This window comes from Pseudomonas sp. NPDC077408, assembly GCF_050269105.1.
Lineage (GTDB): Bacteria > Pseudomonadota > Gammaproteobacteria > Pseudomonadales > Pseudomonadaceae > Stutzerimonas.
Map to the genome: position 1 here is coordinate 169,340 of NZ_JBNNHS010000008.1, position 14,388 is coordinate 183,727.

General features: G+C 60.6%; 16 protein-coding genes. 10 read left to right on the forward strand and 6 right to left on the reverse strand.

Going from position 1 to position 14,388, the window contains the following annotated elements; translation table 11 throughout:
- Window positions 1-32: 32 nt before the first annotated feature.
- Complete coding sequence (gene trkA / locus ACQKEK_RS18635) at window positions 33-1,406, forward strand: Trk system potassium transporter TrkA (RefSeq protein WP_128122040.1); 1,374 nt, start codon at window positions 33-35, stop codon at window positions 1,404-1,406.
- Window positions 1,407-1,471: 65 nt separating this feature from the next.
- Here trkA and ACQKEK_RS18640 read toward each other — a convergent pair whose 3' ends face one another.
- Both ACQKEK_RS18640 and ehuR read right to left on the reverse strand, forming a co-directional pair.
- The gene (locus ACQKEK_RS18640) at window positions 1,472-2,125 is read right to left on the reverse strand and encodes a 7-cyano-7-deazaguanine/7-aminomethyl-7-deazaguanine transporter (RefSeq protein WP_499143985.1); all 654 of its coding nucleotides are present in this window, start codon (window positions 2,123-2,125) and stop codon (window positions 1,472-1,474) included.
- Window positions 2,126-2,321: 196 nt separating this feature from the next.
- Window positions 2,322-3,731: a MocR-like ectoine utilization transcription factor EhuR gene (gene ehuR / locus ACQKEK_RS18645; RefSeq protein WP_499143984.1), complete on the reverse strand. Its 1,410-nt coding sequence runs from the start codon at window positions 3,729-3,731 to the stop codon at window positions 2,322-2,324.
- 248 nt (window positions 3,732-3,979) lie between these two features.
- Here ehuR and ehuB point away from each other — a divergent pair, with 248 nt between their 5' ends.
- The 5 genes from ehuB to ACQKEK_RS18670 all read left to right on the forward strand — a co-directional run bounded on the left by ehuB (window position 3,980) and on the right by ACQKEK_RS18670 (window position 7,606).
- Window positions 3,980-4,834, forward strand: coding sequence for an ectoine/hydroxyectoine ABC transporter substrate-binding protein EhuB (gene ehuB, locus ACQKEK_RS18650; RefSeq protein ID WP_499143983.1), 855 nt, complete (start codon window positions 3,980-3,982; stop codon window positions 4,832-4,834).
- 243 nt (window positions 4,835-5,077) lie between these two features.
- Window positions 5,078-5,737: an ectoine/hydroxyectoine ABC transporter permease subunit EhuC gene (ehuC, locus tag ACQKEK_RS18655; protein ID WP_128122038.1), complete on the forward strand. Its 660-nt coding sequence runs from the start codon at window positions 5,078-5,080 to the stop codon at window positions 5,735-5,737.
- Complete coding sequence (gene ehuD / locus ACQKEK_RS18660; RefSeq protein ID WP_127838041.1) at window positions 5,734-6,393, forward strand: ectoine/hydroxyectoine ABC transporter permease subunit EhuD; 660 nt, start codon at window positions 5,734-5,736, stop codon at window positions 6,391-6,393. The genes ehuC and ehuD overlap by 4 nt, the downstream gene beginning before the upstream one ends.
- Window positions 6,390-7,223 (forward strand): ectoine/hydroxyectoine ABC transporter ATP-binding protein EhuA, encoded by an 834-nt coding sequence (gene ehuA, locus ACQKEK_RS18665; protein ID WP_127838040.1) that lies wholly within the window; start codon window positions 6,390-6,392, stop codon window positions 7,221-7,223. Before ehuD ends, ehuA begins: the two co-directional genes overlap by 4 nt.
- A 65-nt stretch (window positions 7,224-7,288) precedes the next feature.
- Window positions 7,289-7,606: a tetratricopeptide repeat protein gene (locus ACQKEK_RS18670; protein WP_128122037.1), complete on the forward strand. Its 318-nt coding sequence runs from the start codon at window positions 7,289-7,291 to the stop codon at window positions 7,604-7,606.
- A gap of 33 nt (window positions 7,607-7,639) precedes the next feature.
- Here the strand turns inward: ACQKEK_RS18670 and ACQKEK_RS18675 are convergent, their stop codons facing one another.
- The 3 genes from ACQKEK_RS18675 to ACQKEK_RS18685 are packed head-to-tail and all read right to left on the reverse strand — an operon-like array spanning window position 7,640 to window position 9,470.
- Window positions 7,640-7,912 (reverse strand): PilZ domain-containing protein, encoded by a 273-nt coding sequence (locus tag ACQKEK_RS18675; protein WP_499143982.1) that lies wholly within the window; start codon window positions 7,910-7,912, stop codon window positions 7,640-7,642.
- Between the two features lie 28 nt (window positions 7,913-7,940).
- Entirely contained in the window at window positions 7,941-8,828 is an 888-nt protein-coding gene (locus ACQKEK_RS18680; RefSeq protein ID WP_499143981.1) for a lysophospholipid acyltransferase, read from the reverse strand.
- Between the two features lie 57 nt (window positions 8,829-8,885).
- A complete protein-coding gene (locus tag ACQKEK_RS18685; RefSeq protein WP_499143980.1) occupies window positions 8,886-9,470 on the reverse strand; it encodes a DNA-3-methyladenine glycosylase I in 585 nt (194 codons plus the stop codon).
- Window positions 9,471-9,610: 140 nt separating this feature from the next.
- Here ACQKEK_RS18685 and glyQ point away from each other — a divergent pair, with 140 nt between their 5' ends.
- The 4 genes from glyQ to ACQKEK_RS18705 are packed head-to-tail and all read left to right on the forward strand — an operon-like array spanning window position 9,611 to window position 13,890.
- Window positions 9,611-10,558, forward strand: coding sequence for a glycine--tRNA ligase subunit alpha (glyQ, locus tag ACQKEK_RS18690; RefSeq protein WP_128122034.1), 948 nt, complete (start codon window positions 9,611-9,613; stop codon window positions 10,556-10,558).
- Window positions 10,555-12,609: a glycine--tRNA ligase subunit beta gene (gene glyS / locus ACQKEK_RS18695; RefSeq protein ID WP_499143979.1), complete on the forward strand. Its 2,055-nt coding sequence runs from the start codon at window positions 10,555-10,557 to the stop codon at window positions 12,607-12,609. The genes glyQ and glyS overlap by 4 nt, the downstream gene beginning before the upstream one ends.
- Window positions 12,610-12,613: 4 nt before the next feature.
- Window positions 12,614-13,156, forward strand: a complete 543-nt coding sequence (gene gmhB / locus ACQKEK_RS18700; protein WP_499144092.1) for a D-glycero-beta-D-manno-heptose 1,7-bisphosphate 7-phosphatase — start codon at window positions 12,614-12,616, stop codon at window positions 13,154-13,156.
- The gene (locus ACQKEK_RS18705) at window positions 13,153-13,890 is read left to right on the forward strand and encodes a lysophospholipid acyltransferase family protein (RefSeq protein ID WP_499143978.1); all 738 of its coding nucleotides are present in this window, start codon (window positions 13,153-13,155) and stop codon (window positions 13,888-13,890) included. The genes gmhB and ACQKEK_RS18705 overlap by 4 nt, the downstream gene beginning before the upstream one ends.
- A gap of 69 nt (window positions 13,891-13,959) precedes the next feature.
- On the opposite strand, the gene ACQKEK_RS18710 is transcribed toward ACQKEK_RS18705, so the two are convergent.
- Window positions 13,960-14,388: FAD-dependent oxidoreductase (locus ACQKEK_RS18710; protein ID WP_499167667.1), on the reverse strand; the 429-nt coding region annotated here is incomplete at its 5' end.

The window sequence follows — 14,388 nt, forward strand, 5'->3', positions numbered from 1 at the left end:
GCGGTTACAAGCCGCCTTACAGGAGCGATCGCGTGAAGATCATCATTCTCGGCGCAGGGCAGGTGGGCGGTACGCTTGCCGAAAATCTCGCCAGCGAAGCCAACGACATCACAGTGGTCGACACCGACGCCGATCGCCTGCGTGATCTCGGCGATCGGCTGGACATCCGCACTGTGGTGGGCCGCGGTTCATTCCCGACGGTATTGCGCCAGGCGGGTGCGGATGACGCCGACATGCTGGTCGCCGTAACCAACAGCGACGAAACCAACATGGTTGCCTGCCAGGTCGCCTACACCCTGTTCCATACGCCGACCAAGATTGCCCGAGTCCGTGAGTCGGTGTACCTCACCCGCTCCGGCCTGTTCAGCAACGAGGCGATTCCGGTCGACGTGCTGATCAGCCCCGAGCAGGTGGTGACCAACTACATCAAGCGTCTGATAGAACATCCCGGCTCGCTGCAGGTGATCGACTTCGCGGGCGGCAAGGCGCAGCTGGTCGCGGTGCGGGCCTACTACGGCGGACCGCTGGTAGGCCAGGAGCTGCGCCAGATTCGCAACCACATGCCCAATGTCGACACGCGCGTGGCCGCGATCTTCCGCCGCAACCAGGCGATCCTGCCGCAAGGCGATACGGTCATCGAAGCTGATGACGAGGTGTTCTTCATCGCGGCACGCGGCCACATCCGCGCGGTGATGAGTGAGATGCGCCGGCTGGATGACAACTACAAACGCATCGTCATCGCGGGCGGCGGCCACATTGGGGAGCGCCTCGCCGAAGCCATCGAAAGCCGCTATCAAGTCAAGATCATCGAAATGAACCCGGCGCGCTGCCGCTACCTGTCCGACACGCTGGACAGCACCATCATCCTGCAGGGCAGCGCTTCTGATCGCGACCTGCTGGTGGAGGAGAACATCAACGACGCGGACGTGTTCCTGGCCCTGACCAACGACGACGAAGCGAACATCATGTCTTCGCTGCTGGCCAAGCGCCTCGGCGCGCGCAAGGTGATGTGCATCATCAACAACCCGGCCTATGTCGATCTGGTCCAGGGCGGTGAGATCGATATCGCCATCAGCCCGCAGATGGCCACCATCGGCACCTTGCTGACCCACGTGCGCCGCGGCGATATCGTCAGCGCCCACTCCTTGCGCCGCGGTGCTGCCGAGGCGATCGAGGTGATCGCCCACGGTGACTCTCGTTCCAGCAAGGTGGTTGGCCGGGCCATCGGCAAGATCGCATTGCCGCCCGGCACCACCATCGGCGCCGTGATCCGTGACGAAGAGGTGCTGATCGCCCATGACAATACGGTCATCGAATCAGGCGATCACGTGATCCTGTTTCTTGTCGACAAGAAACATATCCGCGACGTGGAGCGGCTGTTCCAGGCGGGGCTTACCTTCTTCTGACGACCCGTTTCTGATGAGCGGCCCGCTCGGCCTGGGCTCACAGGCCGAGCGGTGGCAGGCCACCGTTATGCCGTCACAGTCCGCTGATCGGGCAGCAGACGCACGATCGAGTTCAGCAGCATGCCGTAGAGCGGAACGAACAACGCCAGGCTGATGATCAGCTTGATGACGTAATCGACGCTGGCAATCTCCACCCAGTTCGCCGCCATGAACGGGTCGTCGCTGTGCCAGAAGGCAATGGAGAAGAACAGAAAGGTGTCCAGCAGGTTGCCGAAGATGGTCGAAGCGCTCGGGGCGATCCACCACTGGCGCAAGCGCCGCAGCCGGTCGAATACCTGGATGTCGAGGATCTGTCCGAACGCATAGGCCAGGAAGCTGGCAATCGCAATGCGGAACACGAACAGATTGAACTCGCCCAGTGCCGAAAGCCCAGCGAACGCACCCTGCTGAAACAGCACCGAAACCACGTAGGAGGCGACCAGCGCTGGAATCATCACCTGGGCGATGACCCGGCGCGCCGGTCCCTTACCGAGCAGGCGCACAGTCAGGTCAGTGGCGAGAAAGATGAAGGGGAAACTGAACGCGCCCCAGGTGGTGTGCCAGCCGAACAGGGTGATCGGCAGCTGCACCAGATAGTTGCTGGCGATGATGATGACGATGTGGAACGCGATCAGACCGGCCAAGGTGGCTCGGCGGACCGATGAAGGGAGCTGCAACATGGAATTTCCTTTTTGACGTGATGGGGTTAGGGAACCCATTGCCGTGCCGACATGGCCCGAGCGGCGCGCATTCTAGTGTCATTTCAGGCTGGAGGGTAGCGCGCCGGTCGGAACGCCGGACGCGTTGCATCACATGGGAACCCGTGGAGCCGAAGAATCCGATGCTCTTCAATTCGCTGCGATCTAACCCGACAGGCTAGCGAGCACCGCGAAACTCATGGATTTCCGGGTACTGCTCGAACACGTCTCGTATGCTTGCCAGCCCCGTGCGCAAGCGCTGGTCGCTGCATTCAGCGCCGATACACAAGCGCATTGCCCTGGGCCGCGGGCTGCCAGGGGGAAGAAAGGGATCAGGCAGCGTCAGCGCGATCCCACGCGCTCGCAACTCATGCTGCAGGGCGTCGAGATCCCAGTGTTCGGGCACATCTAGCCAGGCACTGAGCGAGGCAGGATGGCTGCCGCGCAGATAATCACCCAGCTCGGCGGTCACCGCAGCCTGTCGGCCAGCGACCAGCTCGCGCTGCAGGCTCACCAGCTCCCTGGCACGGCCGCGCTCGATCCAGCGCGTCGCGATCTCACCCAGCAACGGGGCTGCCATCCAGCTGTTGACCCTGAAGATGCTCTCGGTACGCAACGCCAACCGCCGAGGCATCGCCAGGTAGCCGAGGCGCAAGCCGGTCAGCACCGACTTGGTCAGGCTGGTGCAATAAAACGACAACTCCGGCAGGTAGTGACTGAGCGGTGGGCCCGCTCGGTCGCCGCCGAGCAAAGGGCCGTACACGTCGTCTTCGATCACGTAGACACCATAACGGCGCGCGATGTTAGCAATCTCGCGGCGACGCGTGTCGGGCATCAAGCTGCTGGTGGGGTTATTCAGGTTCGGCGTGCAGACCAGCGCGGTGACCCGCTCGTTGGCGCAGATATCCTCGAAATGCTCCGGGTCGAGACCGTCGCAATCCGCCTCGACACCCTGGAGTTTGAAGCCGAGCACCTGAGCGGTACCAATCACACCGTGATCTGTACAGCTTTCACAGAGCACCAGGTCGTCAGGTCCGGCGAGCGAGGCGAGGGCCAGGAAGATCGCCTGAGAAGCGCCATTGGTCAGCAGCAGGTCCTGCGGCTCAACACCCAGTCCCAACCCGGCAAGCCACTGCACGCCGGCCTCGCGGTGATGTTCGAATCCGGCGATTGGCCGGCAGGCATGGATCCACGGCTGCTCGTGCTCGGCGGCCAGTTCTGCGCAGGTCTGCCGCCAGTAGCGGTCATGGCGTTCGCTGCGAACGATGCGGGCCGTGGAAAAGTCGAGCAGTGATTGTTCGCCGCGGTCGAGCATGGAGGTGGCGACCCGCTCGCTGATGCGCCGGCTAACGAAGCTGCCGCGTCCGACCTCGCAGCGCACCCAGCCCTGGCGCTCCAGTTCCTTGTAGGCGTTAGTCACCGTTTGCACGCTGATGCCCAGCTGCTCGGCCAGCAAGCGTTGGGTTGGCAGCCGCTGACCGTCGATGAGCTCGCCCTGTTCAATGTCGGTTGCGATGGCCGTGACCAGCAGCTTGTATTTCGATCCGCCGCCATGGGCAGCCAGCAAGGCCTGTTTCCAGTTGTGCATGACATTCCACCTCTGTCGAGGCGACAGGATCAGCTGAAGCGCAATGTCATGCAATTGTCCTAGTGCAATCCTTTGGGGAAAACCGCTTTTGCTATGCTCGGACAGCGAAACGCGGCGCACCTCATATAGAAAAAGAAGTCCAACGTCGCGTCGAGGCAGGGAATGCCCTGTCCTGATGCTCTTGAAGCTGCCCTCCAAACTGCTGGTTCTGTTGCCGGCGAATGATAAAAAGCACAGGAGAATTCACGATGAATCGCGCACGTCCTTTCCATTTCGGCAAGCTTTTGCTGGCCTCAGCCGTACTGACCGGCTTTTCCCTCGGCGGCCTGGCCCAGGCCGATACCCTCGACGACATCAAGGCAAAGAGCAGCGTCCGGATCGGTTATGCCAACGAAACACCGTTCGCCTACACCGCCACTGATGGCAGCGTGACCGGCGAATCCCCGGAAATTGTCGAGAAGATCTTTCAGAAGATGGGTATCGAAACCATCAAACCTGTGCTGACCGAATGGGGCTCGCTGATCCCGGGTCTTCGTGCCAGCCGGTTCGACCTGATCGCCGCCGGTATGTACATCACCCCAGAGCGCTGCAAGCAGGTGCTGTTTACCGATCCGCACTATCAGCTGCAGGACACCCTGCTGGTCGAGGCTGGCAACCCCAAGCAACTGCAGAGCTACGAAGATATCGCCAAGGATGAGTCGATCAAGCTGGCCATCATGTCCGGCACGGTCAACCTCAACTACGCGCGCAAGGCGGGTATCAAGGATTCGCAGATCGTTCAGGTCCCAGACACCACCTCGCAACTGCAGGCTGTGCGCACCGGTCGCGCCGACGCGGCAGTGGGCACGCAGCTGACCATGAGAGGCCTGGCCGAGAAAGCCGGGGATCAGGTCGAGGCCACGGATGACTTCAAGGACGATCCGGCCAACACCGGTTACGGCGCGCTGGCGTTCCGTCCAGAAGACAAGGCGCTGCGTGACGCCGTCAACGCGGAGCTGAAGAAATGGCTTGGCAGCGATGATCATCTGAAAACCGTCGAGCCCTTTGGCTTCGACCGCTCGAACATCACCGACAAGACCGCTGAGGAACTCTGCAGCGCCTGATCCAATGGCGCATGAACAAGGAACCGGCGCGGGCTTTTGAGCCCTGCCGGGCTCCCACGTGAATAGCCTTCAGATAGCTCAACCCCTTCTCTCCGGCTCCGTCGCAACCCTGCGATGCGACCGCTTTCGACTGGCCTGTTGCCCGTCGCGTAACGCTACCCGGCGCCACGATCTTCGCCACCAAGCAGCCAAGCCTGACGGGCGACCTGCTCCTATCGCCGCGCCGCTAACCGGAAATCCACGATGAACGAACTACTCCCGCTCATGCTGCAAGGAGCCTGGGTGACCGTGCAAATCACCTTTTTTGGCTCCCTTCTGGCCATAGTCGCCGCGCTGATCGGCGCGCTGGGTCGACTGTCGCCGATCAAGCCGTTGCGCTGGCTGGCCATCGTCTACGTTGAAGTGTTCCGCGGCAGTTCGCTGCTGGTGCAGCTGTTCTGGCTCTACTTCGTGCTGCCGATGCCACCGTTCAACATCGCCATGAGCGCATTCAATGTTGCGGTGATCGGCCTCGGGCTGAACATCGGCGCCTACGGCGCGGAGGTGCTGCGCGGTGCCATACGGTCGGTGCACGAAGGGCAGTACGAAGCCTGCCAGGCACTGAACATGACCGCTGGGCAGCGTCTGCGCAGGGTCATCCTGCCGCAAGCGCTGTTGGCGGCGATCCCGCCAGGCACCAACCTGCTGATCGAGTTGCTGAAAAACACCTCGTTGGTGTCGCTGATTACGCTGTCCGATCTGGCGTTCCGTGCACGCCAGCTGGACCAGGCAACCCTGATGACCCTTGAAATTTTTGGCCTGGCGCTGGTGATGTATTTCGTTCTCGCCCAAATCATCAATTTCTCCATGCGCACCCTTGAGCGGCGCCTGGCGCGCGGTCGTATGCGGGGAGGCATGTCATGAATTTCTTCGATTGGGAGTTCGCTTGGGAAATCCTGCCCAGATTGCTCGATGCCTCACTGAAAACCATCGGCATTACCATCGCCGGGTTTTCCATCGCCATCGTGCTGGGCTTGTTCCTCGCGGTGGGACGCCGCAGCCGGCATCGCTGGCTGTCCTGGCCGATGACTGGCTTGATCGAGTTCATCCGCAGCACACCGCTGTTGATTCAGGTGTACTTCCTGTTTTTCGTCCTACCGAATTATGGTTTCAATCTGACCGCGTTGCAGGCGGGCATCATCGGCATCGCGCTGCATTACGCCTGCTACACCGCGGAGGTCTATCGCGCCGGGCTCGATGCAGTACCCCGCGCGCAATGGGAGGCGGTGACGGCGCTGAACATGAAGCCGCTCAACGCCTACCGCAAGGTGATCCTGCCACAGGCGCTGCGACCGATCCTGCCAGCACTGGGCAATTACATGATCTCGATGCTCAAGGACACGCCCGTGCTCTCGGCCATCACCGTGGTGGAAATCATGCAGCGGGCCAAGAACATCGGCTCGGAGCACTTTCGCTATCTGGAACCGATCACCATGGTCGGTCTGTTCTTTCTCATTCTCAGCCTCGGCCTCGCCTGGTTCGTACGCCGACTGGAAAACCGTATGGAGCTAGCCCGATGAACGCATCGACGCCTGCCGGCGAAACCCAGAACTCAACCAGCCCTGCCAACGAGCCGGAACTGATGGTGCAGTTTCGGGATGTGAGCAAACACTTCGGCGACCTGACGGTGCTCAACCATCTCGACCTGGATGTCCGAACGGGTGAGAAGGTCGCCATCATCGGCCCCAGCGGCTCCGGCAAATCAACCCTGCTGCGTGCACTGATGACCCTGGAAGACATCGACGAGGGCGTAATCATGGTCGATGACGAACCCTTGACTCACATGCCGAATGCAAGTGGCAATCTGGTCCGCGCCAACGCGCGGCATCTGCGCAGGGTCCGCGGCAAGGTGGGCATGGTATTCCAGAGCTTCAACCTGTTTCCGCACATGAGCACCCGGCAGAACGTGATGGAAGCACCAGTGCAGGTGCTCGGCCTGTCGAAGAAGGAAGCTCGCGAGCGCGCCGAGGAATTGCTGGCCATGGTGGGGCTGGAAGACAAACTTGAGCACTATCCCTCGCAACTGTCAGGTGGTCAGCAACAGCGCGTAGCCATTGCCCGAGCACTGGCGATGCGACCCAAGGTGATGCTGTTCGACGAGGTCACCTCTGCGCTGGATCCGGAGCTCTGCGGCGAAGTGCTCAATGTCATCCGTAGACTGGGCGATGCGCACAGCCTGACCATGCTGATGGTGACCCACCAGATGGGCTTCGCTCGGGAATTCGCTGACCGGGTATGCTTTTTCAATGAAGGCAGGATCCACGAACAGGGCACGCCGGACGAGCTGTTCGGCAACCCCCAGGAGACCCGCACACAAGAGTTTCTCAGTGCGGTAACCCAGGCGAGCTAGGCTAGTGGTCAGAGTACGTCACTGCTTCACCGGCTGTTTTAGGAAAGATTTCCCAGGGGAACGCAATGATCGAATCGCTGCAAAAGATGCTTGGCAAGGGCATGGACAATCCAATGCTGCGCTTCGGGCTTGGCAAGGGCTACCTGGATCTTGGGGACTCAGCTGAAGCAGCGGTTCATTTGCAACGCTGCGTCGAACAGGATCCGAAATACTCTGCCGCTTGGAAGCTGCTCGGCAAGGCGTTAAAGGACTGTGGGGATCTCGACGGCGCGAGGCGTGCCTGGGAACAAGGCCTGCTCGCGGCGCAGGCACACGGCGACAAGCAGGCCGAGAAGGAAATGGATGTGTTTCTCCGCAAGCTGAACAAACAGGCCGGCAGCTAGCGCCAGCCGGTCGCACACTCTGCCAAGCTTCTATTAATCGGGCTGGACGAAGCGCAAGCCAACACCCTCAGCATCGACACGCATCACTTCCATCTGCAGCACAGGGGCGGGTATGGGGAGATCCTGCACCTGCCCACTGACCGTCATGCCCGGCTGCAACTCGGTCAGCTGCGGATGTTTGACGTAGACACCGCCATCCGAGAGATCGCGGGTGTGCGCGAACACCTCGCCAAATGACTCGTGGGCAATGCGGATACGGCACTTCATGGGTGCGCGTGGATGCTGCCGCTGATTCGGGTTTCCCATGGAAGTCCCTTTGCTGGGTGAGCTGTCGTTAGTACCAGCGTTTTTCGCCGGTTGGCCGCTTTTTGAAGCGTTTCATGGTCCACATGTATTGGCTCGGCCAAGACCGCACGTAGCGCTCGATGACGCCGCTCATGGCTGCCACTGCGACCTCGATGTCCTCGTCGTACATGGCGGTAGGTGCCGCTTCGAGAATGACCTTGTAGCCCGAACCATCATCCAAGCGCAACGCGTGAAGGAACACACCTACCGCTTTGCCGCCCGTCAGCATGCCAGGCACGAACTTGCTCGTCAGCGCTTGTGTGCCAAGGAACGGCACGAAAACGCCGGCGCCCTCGCTGGGTTCCGGATCCGCTGGTATGCCCACGGCACCGCCCTTTCGGACTTCCTTGATGACGCTGATGATGCCCTCTCGGGTCGAGGGCGCGACCTTGTTGCCCAGCTGGACACGCTGGCGTTGCAGGAGATCATCGACCGCCTTGAGCTTCGGCGGGCGATAGAAAATGATCGGTTTGCATTGCGCGCAATAGAAGTGATTGAGGACTTCCCAGTTGCCCAGATGGCTGGTGATGCCTACGACTCCCTTACCTGAAGCCAAAGCTTGCTCCAGCACTTCCAGCCCCTCGACTTCCTTGACCAGCCGCAGCGTCTTGTCTGCTGGCCAGATCCAGGCGCAGGCACTCTCCGTAAAAGCCATGCCGATCTGCTGCAGGCTCTGTCCGAGCAAACGCTCGCGTTCGGCAGCGTCGAGTTCTGGAAAACACTTGGAAAGATTGATCCGGGCGACTTCGCGAGAACGGTTCGGCAGCTTCCACATCAGCCAGCCAATGAAGCGACCCGACCCCTGAACTGCGCGCCAGGGGAGTAGGGCGAACAGGCGCAGAAAGCCAACCACCAGCGCACCTTTGAGCTTGTCCAAGGATCTCTCCCGAAATCAAAGACGCTATTGTAACTGCTTAGCGCGATTGGCTACCCCTTAGGCATCACAGCCGTTTGGGTGCCTGGCCGGTACACGCGCCAGAGCGGGATAACGATCACAGTCAGTGGTGTGGTCCATGACCATGCCGCACGCCTGCATAAAAGCGTAACAGATGGTCGGGCCGACAAAGCCGAACCCGGCCTTCTTCAACCCACGGCTCATGGCCTCGGCTTCGGCGGTCACCGCCGGCATCTGGCTGATCGACTCGAAATGGTTGATCTTCGGCTCGCCCCCGACGAAGGACCATAACCAACCCACCGGGTCGTCCAACTCCAGCCAGAGCTGGGCGTTGCGCCGTGCGGCTTCGAGTTTTCGACGGTTGCGGATGATGCCGGCGTCGAGCATGCGTTCGTCGATCTCGGCATCGGTCATCTGTGCCAGACGCTTCGGATCGAAGCCGAACAACACCTGGCGATAACGCTCTCGCTTGCGCAACACCGTGATCCAGGACAGTCCCGCCTGTGCGCCTTCAAGAATAAGAAATTCAAAGAGGACCTGAGGATCACGGGTGGGAACACCCCACTCGCTGTCGTGGTAGTCAATGTATAACGGGTCGTCACTGCACCAGGCGCAACGCGGCATTGTTTTCAGATCCTTGAACGGGGCGAAAAGCAGATCGGAAGTGCGACCGGCGCTACGCCGTAGAGCACGCGTCGCCACGGGTTCGAGCCGTTATCGGGTATACTCCGAGGCTTTCTGTCGAAGCCAGCACAGGTGAACTTTTGACCCAGCCTACGCCTGCCATGCGCACCTTCCAAGACCTGATCCTTGCCCTGCAAAGCTACTGGGCAGAGCAGGGTTGCGTGGTTCTGCAACCCTACGATATGGAAATGGGCGCCGGCACCTTCCACACCGCCACATTCTTGCGTGCTGTCGGTCCTGAAACTTGGAACGCAGCCTATGTTCAGCCTTCGCGTCGCCCTGCCGATGGTCGTTATGGCGAGAACCCCAACCGTCTGCAGCACTACTACCAGTTTCAGGTCGTGCTCAAGCCCAACCCGGACAACATCCAGGACCTGTATCTGGAGTCGCTGCGTCGCATCGGCGTCGACACCTCGGTACACGACGTGCGCTTCGTCGAAGACAACTGGGAATCGCCGACGCTGGGCGCCTGGGGGCTCGGCTGGGAGGTTTGGCTCAACGGTATGGAGGTCACCCAGTTCACCTACTTCCAGCAGGTCGGCGGCATTGAGTGCTATCCCGTTACCGGCGAAATCACCTACGGTCTCGAGCGACTCGCGATGTATCTGCAGGGCGTCGACTCGGTCTACGACCTGATCTGGACGGACGGCCCGTTCGGCACCGTCACCTATGGCGATGTGTTCCATCAGAACGAGGTGGAGCAGTCCACCTATAACTTCGAACACGCCAATGTCGACAAGCTGTTCGAGCTCTTCGACTTCTATGAATCGGAAGCCAACCGGTTGATCGAACTGGAGCTGCCGCTGCCCACCTATGAAATGGTGCTGAAGGCCTCCCATACTTTCAACCTGCTGGATGCTCGCCGGGCCATCTCGGTGACTGCGCGGCAGCAGTACATCCTGCGCGTGCGGGCACTGGCTCGCTCGGTGGCGCAGAGCTATTTGCAGGCACGCGCCAAACTCGGCTTCCCCATGGCCACCCCGGACCTGCGTGACGAAGTACTGGCCAAGCTGGAGGCTGCAGAATGAGTGCACTGGATTTCCTGGTCGAGCTCGGCACCGAAGAGCTGCCGCCCAAGGCCTTAGGCAAGTTGTCCGACGCGTTTCGCACGGGCATCGAGAAAGGCTTGAAGGACGCTGGTCTCAAGCATGGCCGGGTACAGGCGTTTGCCGCACCCCGACGCCTCGCCGTGCTGATCGAGCAACTCGACACCGAGCAGCCTGATCGCAGCATCAACCTCGACGGGCCGCCGCTGCAGGCGGCGTTCGACGCCGAAGGCGAACCGACCCAGGCCGCCCTGGGCTTTGCGCGCAAGTGCGGCGTGGACCTTGCCGAAGTCGACCGCAGCGGCCCCAAACTCCGGTACAGCCGCTCGATACCTGGCCAGGCGACTGCTGAGCTGCTGCCCGCAATCGTCGAGACATCGCTTAACGAGCTGCCAATTCCCAAGCGCATGCGCTGGGGCGCTCGCAAGGAAGAATTCGTCCGGCCAACCCAGTGGCTGGTCATGCTATTCGGTGATCAGGTCGTTGACTGCACCATCCTGACTCAACGCGCCGGTCGCGAATCGCGCGGCCACCGGTTCCATAGCCCGAGCCCAGTACGCATTTCAAAGCCGACGAGCTATCTGGAAGACCTGCGCGGCGCTCATGTCATTGCCGATTTTGCCGAACGCCGCGAGCTGATCGCCAAGCGTGTCGAGCAGCTGGCCAGCGAGCAGAACGGCAGTGCTATCGTGCCGCCAGCGCTGTTGGACGAAGTGACCGCGCTGGTCGAATGGCCTGTACCGCTGGTGTGTTCGTTCGAGGAACGCTTCCTGGAAGTACCACAGGAAGCGTTGATCACGACCATGCAGGACAACCAGAAGTACTTCTGCCTGCTGGACGCCAACGGCAAGCTGCTGCCGCGCTTCATCACAGTTGCCAACATTGAATCCAAGGATCCGGCTCAGATCGTTGCGGGTAACGAGAAAGTGGTGCGTCCTCGCCTCACCGACGCCGAGTTTTTCTTCAAGCAGGACAAGAAACAGAAGCTCGACAGCTTCAATGAACGCTTGAAAAACGTGGTATTCCAGGCCCAGCTTGGGACTGTGTACGACAAGGCGGTGCGAGTCTCCAGGCTGGCCGCATTCATCGCCGAACGCACCGAAGGCAATGCCCAGTGGGCGGCGCGCGCGGGCCTGCTGAGCAAATGCGACCTGGCCACCGAGATGGTCGGCGAATTCCCGGAAATGCAGGGAATTGCGGGTTATTACTACGCCGTCAACGATGGTGAACCCACTGACGTCGCCCTGGCATTGAATGAGCAGTACATGCCCCGCGGGGCGGGTGCAGAGCTGCCGACTACCCACACAGGTGCCATCCTCGCGGCAGCCGACAAGCTGGATACGCTGGTAGGCATCTTTGGCATTGGCATGCTTCCCACCGGCAGCAAGGACCCTTACGCGCTTCGCCGCGCGGCCCTGGGCATCCTGCGCATCCTGATTGAAAAGCGTCTGGATCTGGATCTGGTTGCTGCCGTGCGCTTCTCTATTAACCAGTTCGGAAGTCAGGTCAAGACTGAAGGCTTGGCCGATCAGGTCCTCGATTTCATCTTTGATCGCTTGCGTGCGCGGTACGAAGACGAGGGTGTCGAGGTAGCGTCCTATCTATCGGTTCGTGCCGTACAGCCGGGCTCAGCGTTGGACTTCGATCAGCGCGTGCAAGCCGTACAGGCGTTCCGCAATCTGCCGGAAGCCGAAGCCTTGGCGGCTGCGAACAAGCGCGTCTCGAATCTGCTGAGCAAGTTCGAAGCAAAGCTACCGGAAACCGTCGAGCCCCGTTACTTCGACAATGCCACCGAGTTCTCTTTGTATTCTGCGCTGCAGCAGGCCGAACAAGCCGTGCAGCCCCTGGCTGCGGATCGTCAGTATCGCGAGGCGCTCGAGCGTCTGGCGCACCTGCGCGGTCCGGTGGATGCCTTTTTCGAGGCGGTATTGGTCAACGCCGAAGACGCTTCGGTTCGCGCCAACCGCTATGCCTTACTTGCCCGGTTGAGAGGATTGTTCCTTGGCGTTGCCGATATTTCCGCACTTGGCTAAGCCGGTGAAGCTGATCGTGCTGGATCGCGATGGCGTGATCAACGAGGACTCCGACGCCTATGTAAAGAGCGTGGAAGAATGGATTCCGATCCCGGGCTCGATCAGGGCGATCGCACGGCTATGCGAGGCTGGCTGGACGGTGGCAGTTGCCACCAACCAGTCCGGCCTTGCCCGCGGCCTGTTCGACGCCACCACACTCGGCGACATGCATTTCAAAATGCAGCAGCTGGTGATGGAGGAGGGCGGCCGCGTCGATCTGATCGTGCATTGCCCGCATGGCCCCGATGATGGCTGTGATTGCCGCAAGCCGCTGCCCGGGTTGTTCGAGCAGATCGCCGAGCACTTTCATCTTGAAAGCCTCACAGGTGTCCCTGTGGTGGGCGACAGCCAGCGCGATCTGCACGCAGGGATGCGCCTCGGCGGCATTCCTTACCTGGTTCGCACCGGAAAGGGCTCGAAGACTGCAAAAGGCCCGCTACCAACCGGCACCCAGGTGTTCGATGATTTGGCAGCTGTGGTCGATCATCTGTTGGGAGCCAAACGATGAACGTTTTGCTGCCGATACGCATCCTGTTGTTCTATTTGCTGCTGTCGTTCACGGCCTTCGCCTGGTGTTTGGTCAGTCTGGTTTTCGCACCCTTCATGTCGTTCCGCACGCGCTACCGGTTCGTGGTCCAGACCTGGTGTCGTAGCGCCGTGTGGTTAGCGCAGACCATCGTAGGCCTGCGCTATGAGGTGAGCGGCGCGGAGAACATTCCGGAAAAGCCCTGCGTGATTCTTTCCAAACACCAGAGCACCTGGGAAACGTTTTTTCTTTCCGCCTACTTCGAGCCGTTGAGCCAGGTACTCAAACGTGAATTGCTCAACGTCCCGTTTTTTGGTTGGGCGATTCGGCTGCTCAAGCCGATTGCGATTGACCGTGAGAACCCCAAAGAGGCATTGCGCCAAGTTGCGAAACAGGGACTGGAGCGGCTAGAGCAAGGCGCCTGGGTGCTGATTTTTCCAGAGGGGACGCGCGTTCCTGTCGGGCAGGTTGGCAAGTTCTCGCGCAGCGGTGCTGCCTTGGCAGTCAACGCCAAACTCCCGATCTTGCCGGTAGCACACAATGCCGGTACGTTCTGGCCGAAGTCAGGGTGGGGTAAACGGCCTGGGACCATCCAGGTTGTAATCGGCCCAGCCATGCACGCTGAGAGCGAAGGTCCTCGTGCAGCAGCTGAGCTCAATCAGCGCGCCGAAGACTGGATCAATGGGACCGTGGCGGACCTCGAACGCAAAGTCTGATTCAAGAAAAGCAGCAAATAAAAAGGGGAGCAGACCATGGCCTGCTCCCCTTTCTTTTTACCTCGACGCTCAGTCTTCGACGGAGCTGCGGATCAGGTGATCGAAGGCACTCAGCGAGGCCTTGGCGCCCTCGCCAACAGCGATGACGATCTGCTTGTACGGCACGGTGGTGACGTCACCTGCAGCGAAGATACCCGGCAGTGATGTCTCCCCACGCGCATCGACGATGATCTCGCCGCGCGACGTCAGCTCTACCGTACCCTTCAACCAATCTGAGTTCGGCAGCAGGCCGATCTGCACGAAGATGCCTTCCAGCTCCAGCTCATGGAATTCGCTGGAGTTACGGTCCTTGTAGGTCAGCCCAGTGACCTTCTTGCCATCGCCGATGACTTCACTGGTCAGCGCACTGGTAACCACGGTGACGTTGGGCAGGCTGTGCAGCTTCTTCTGCAGCACGGCATCGGCGCGTAGCTGGCTGTCGAATTCGATCAGCGTGAC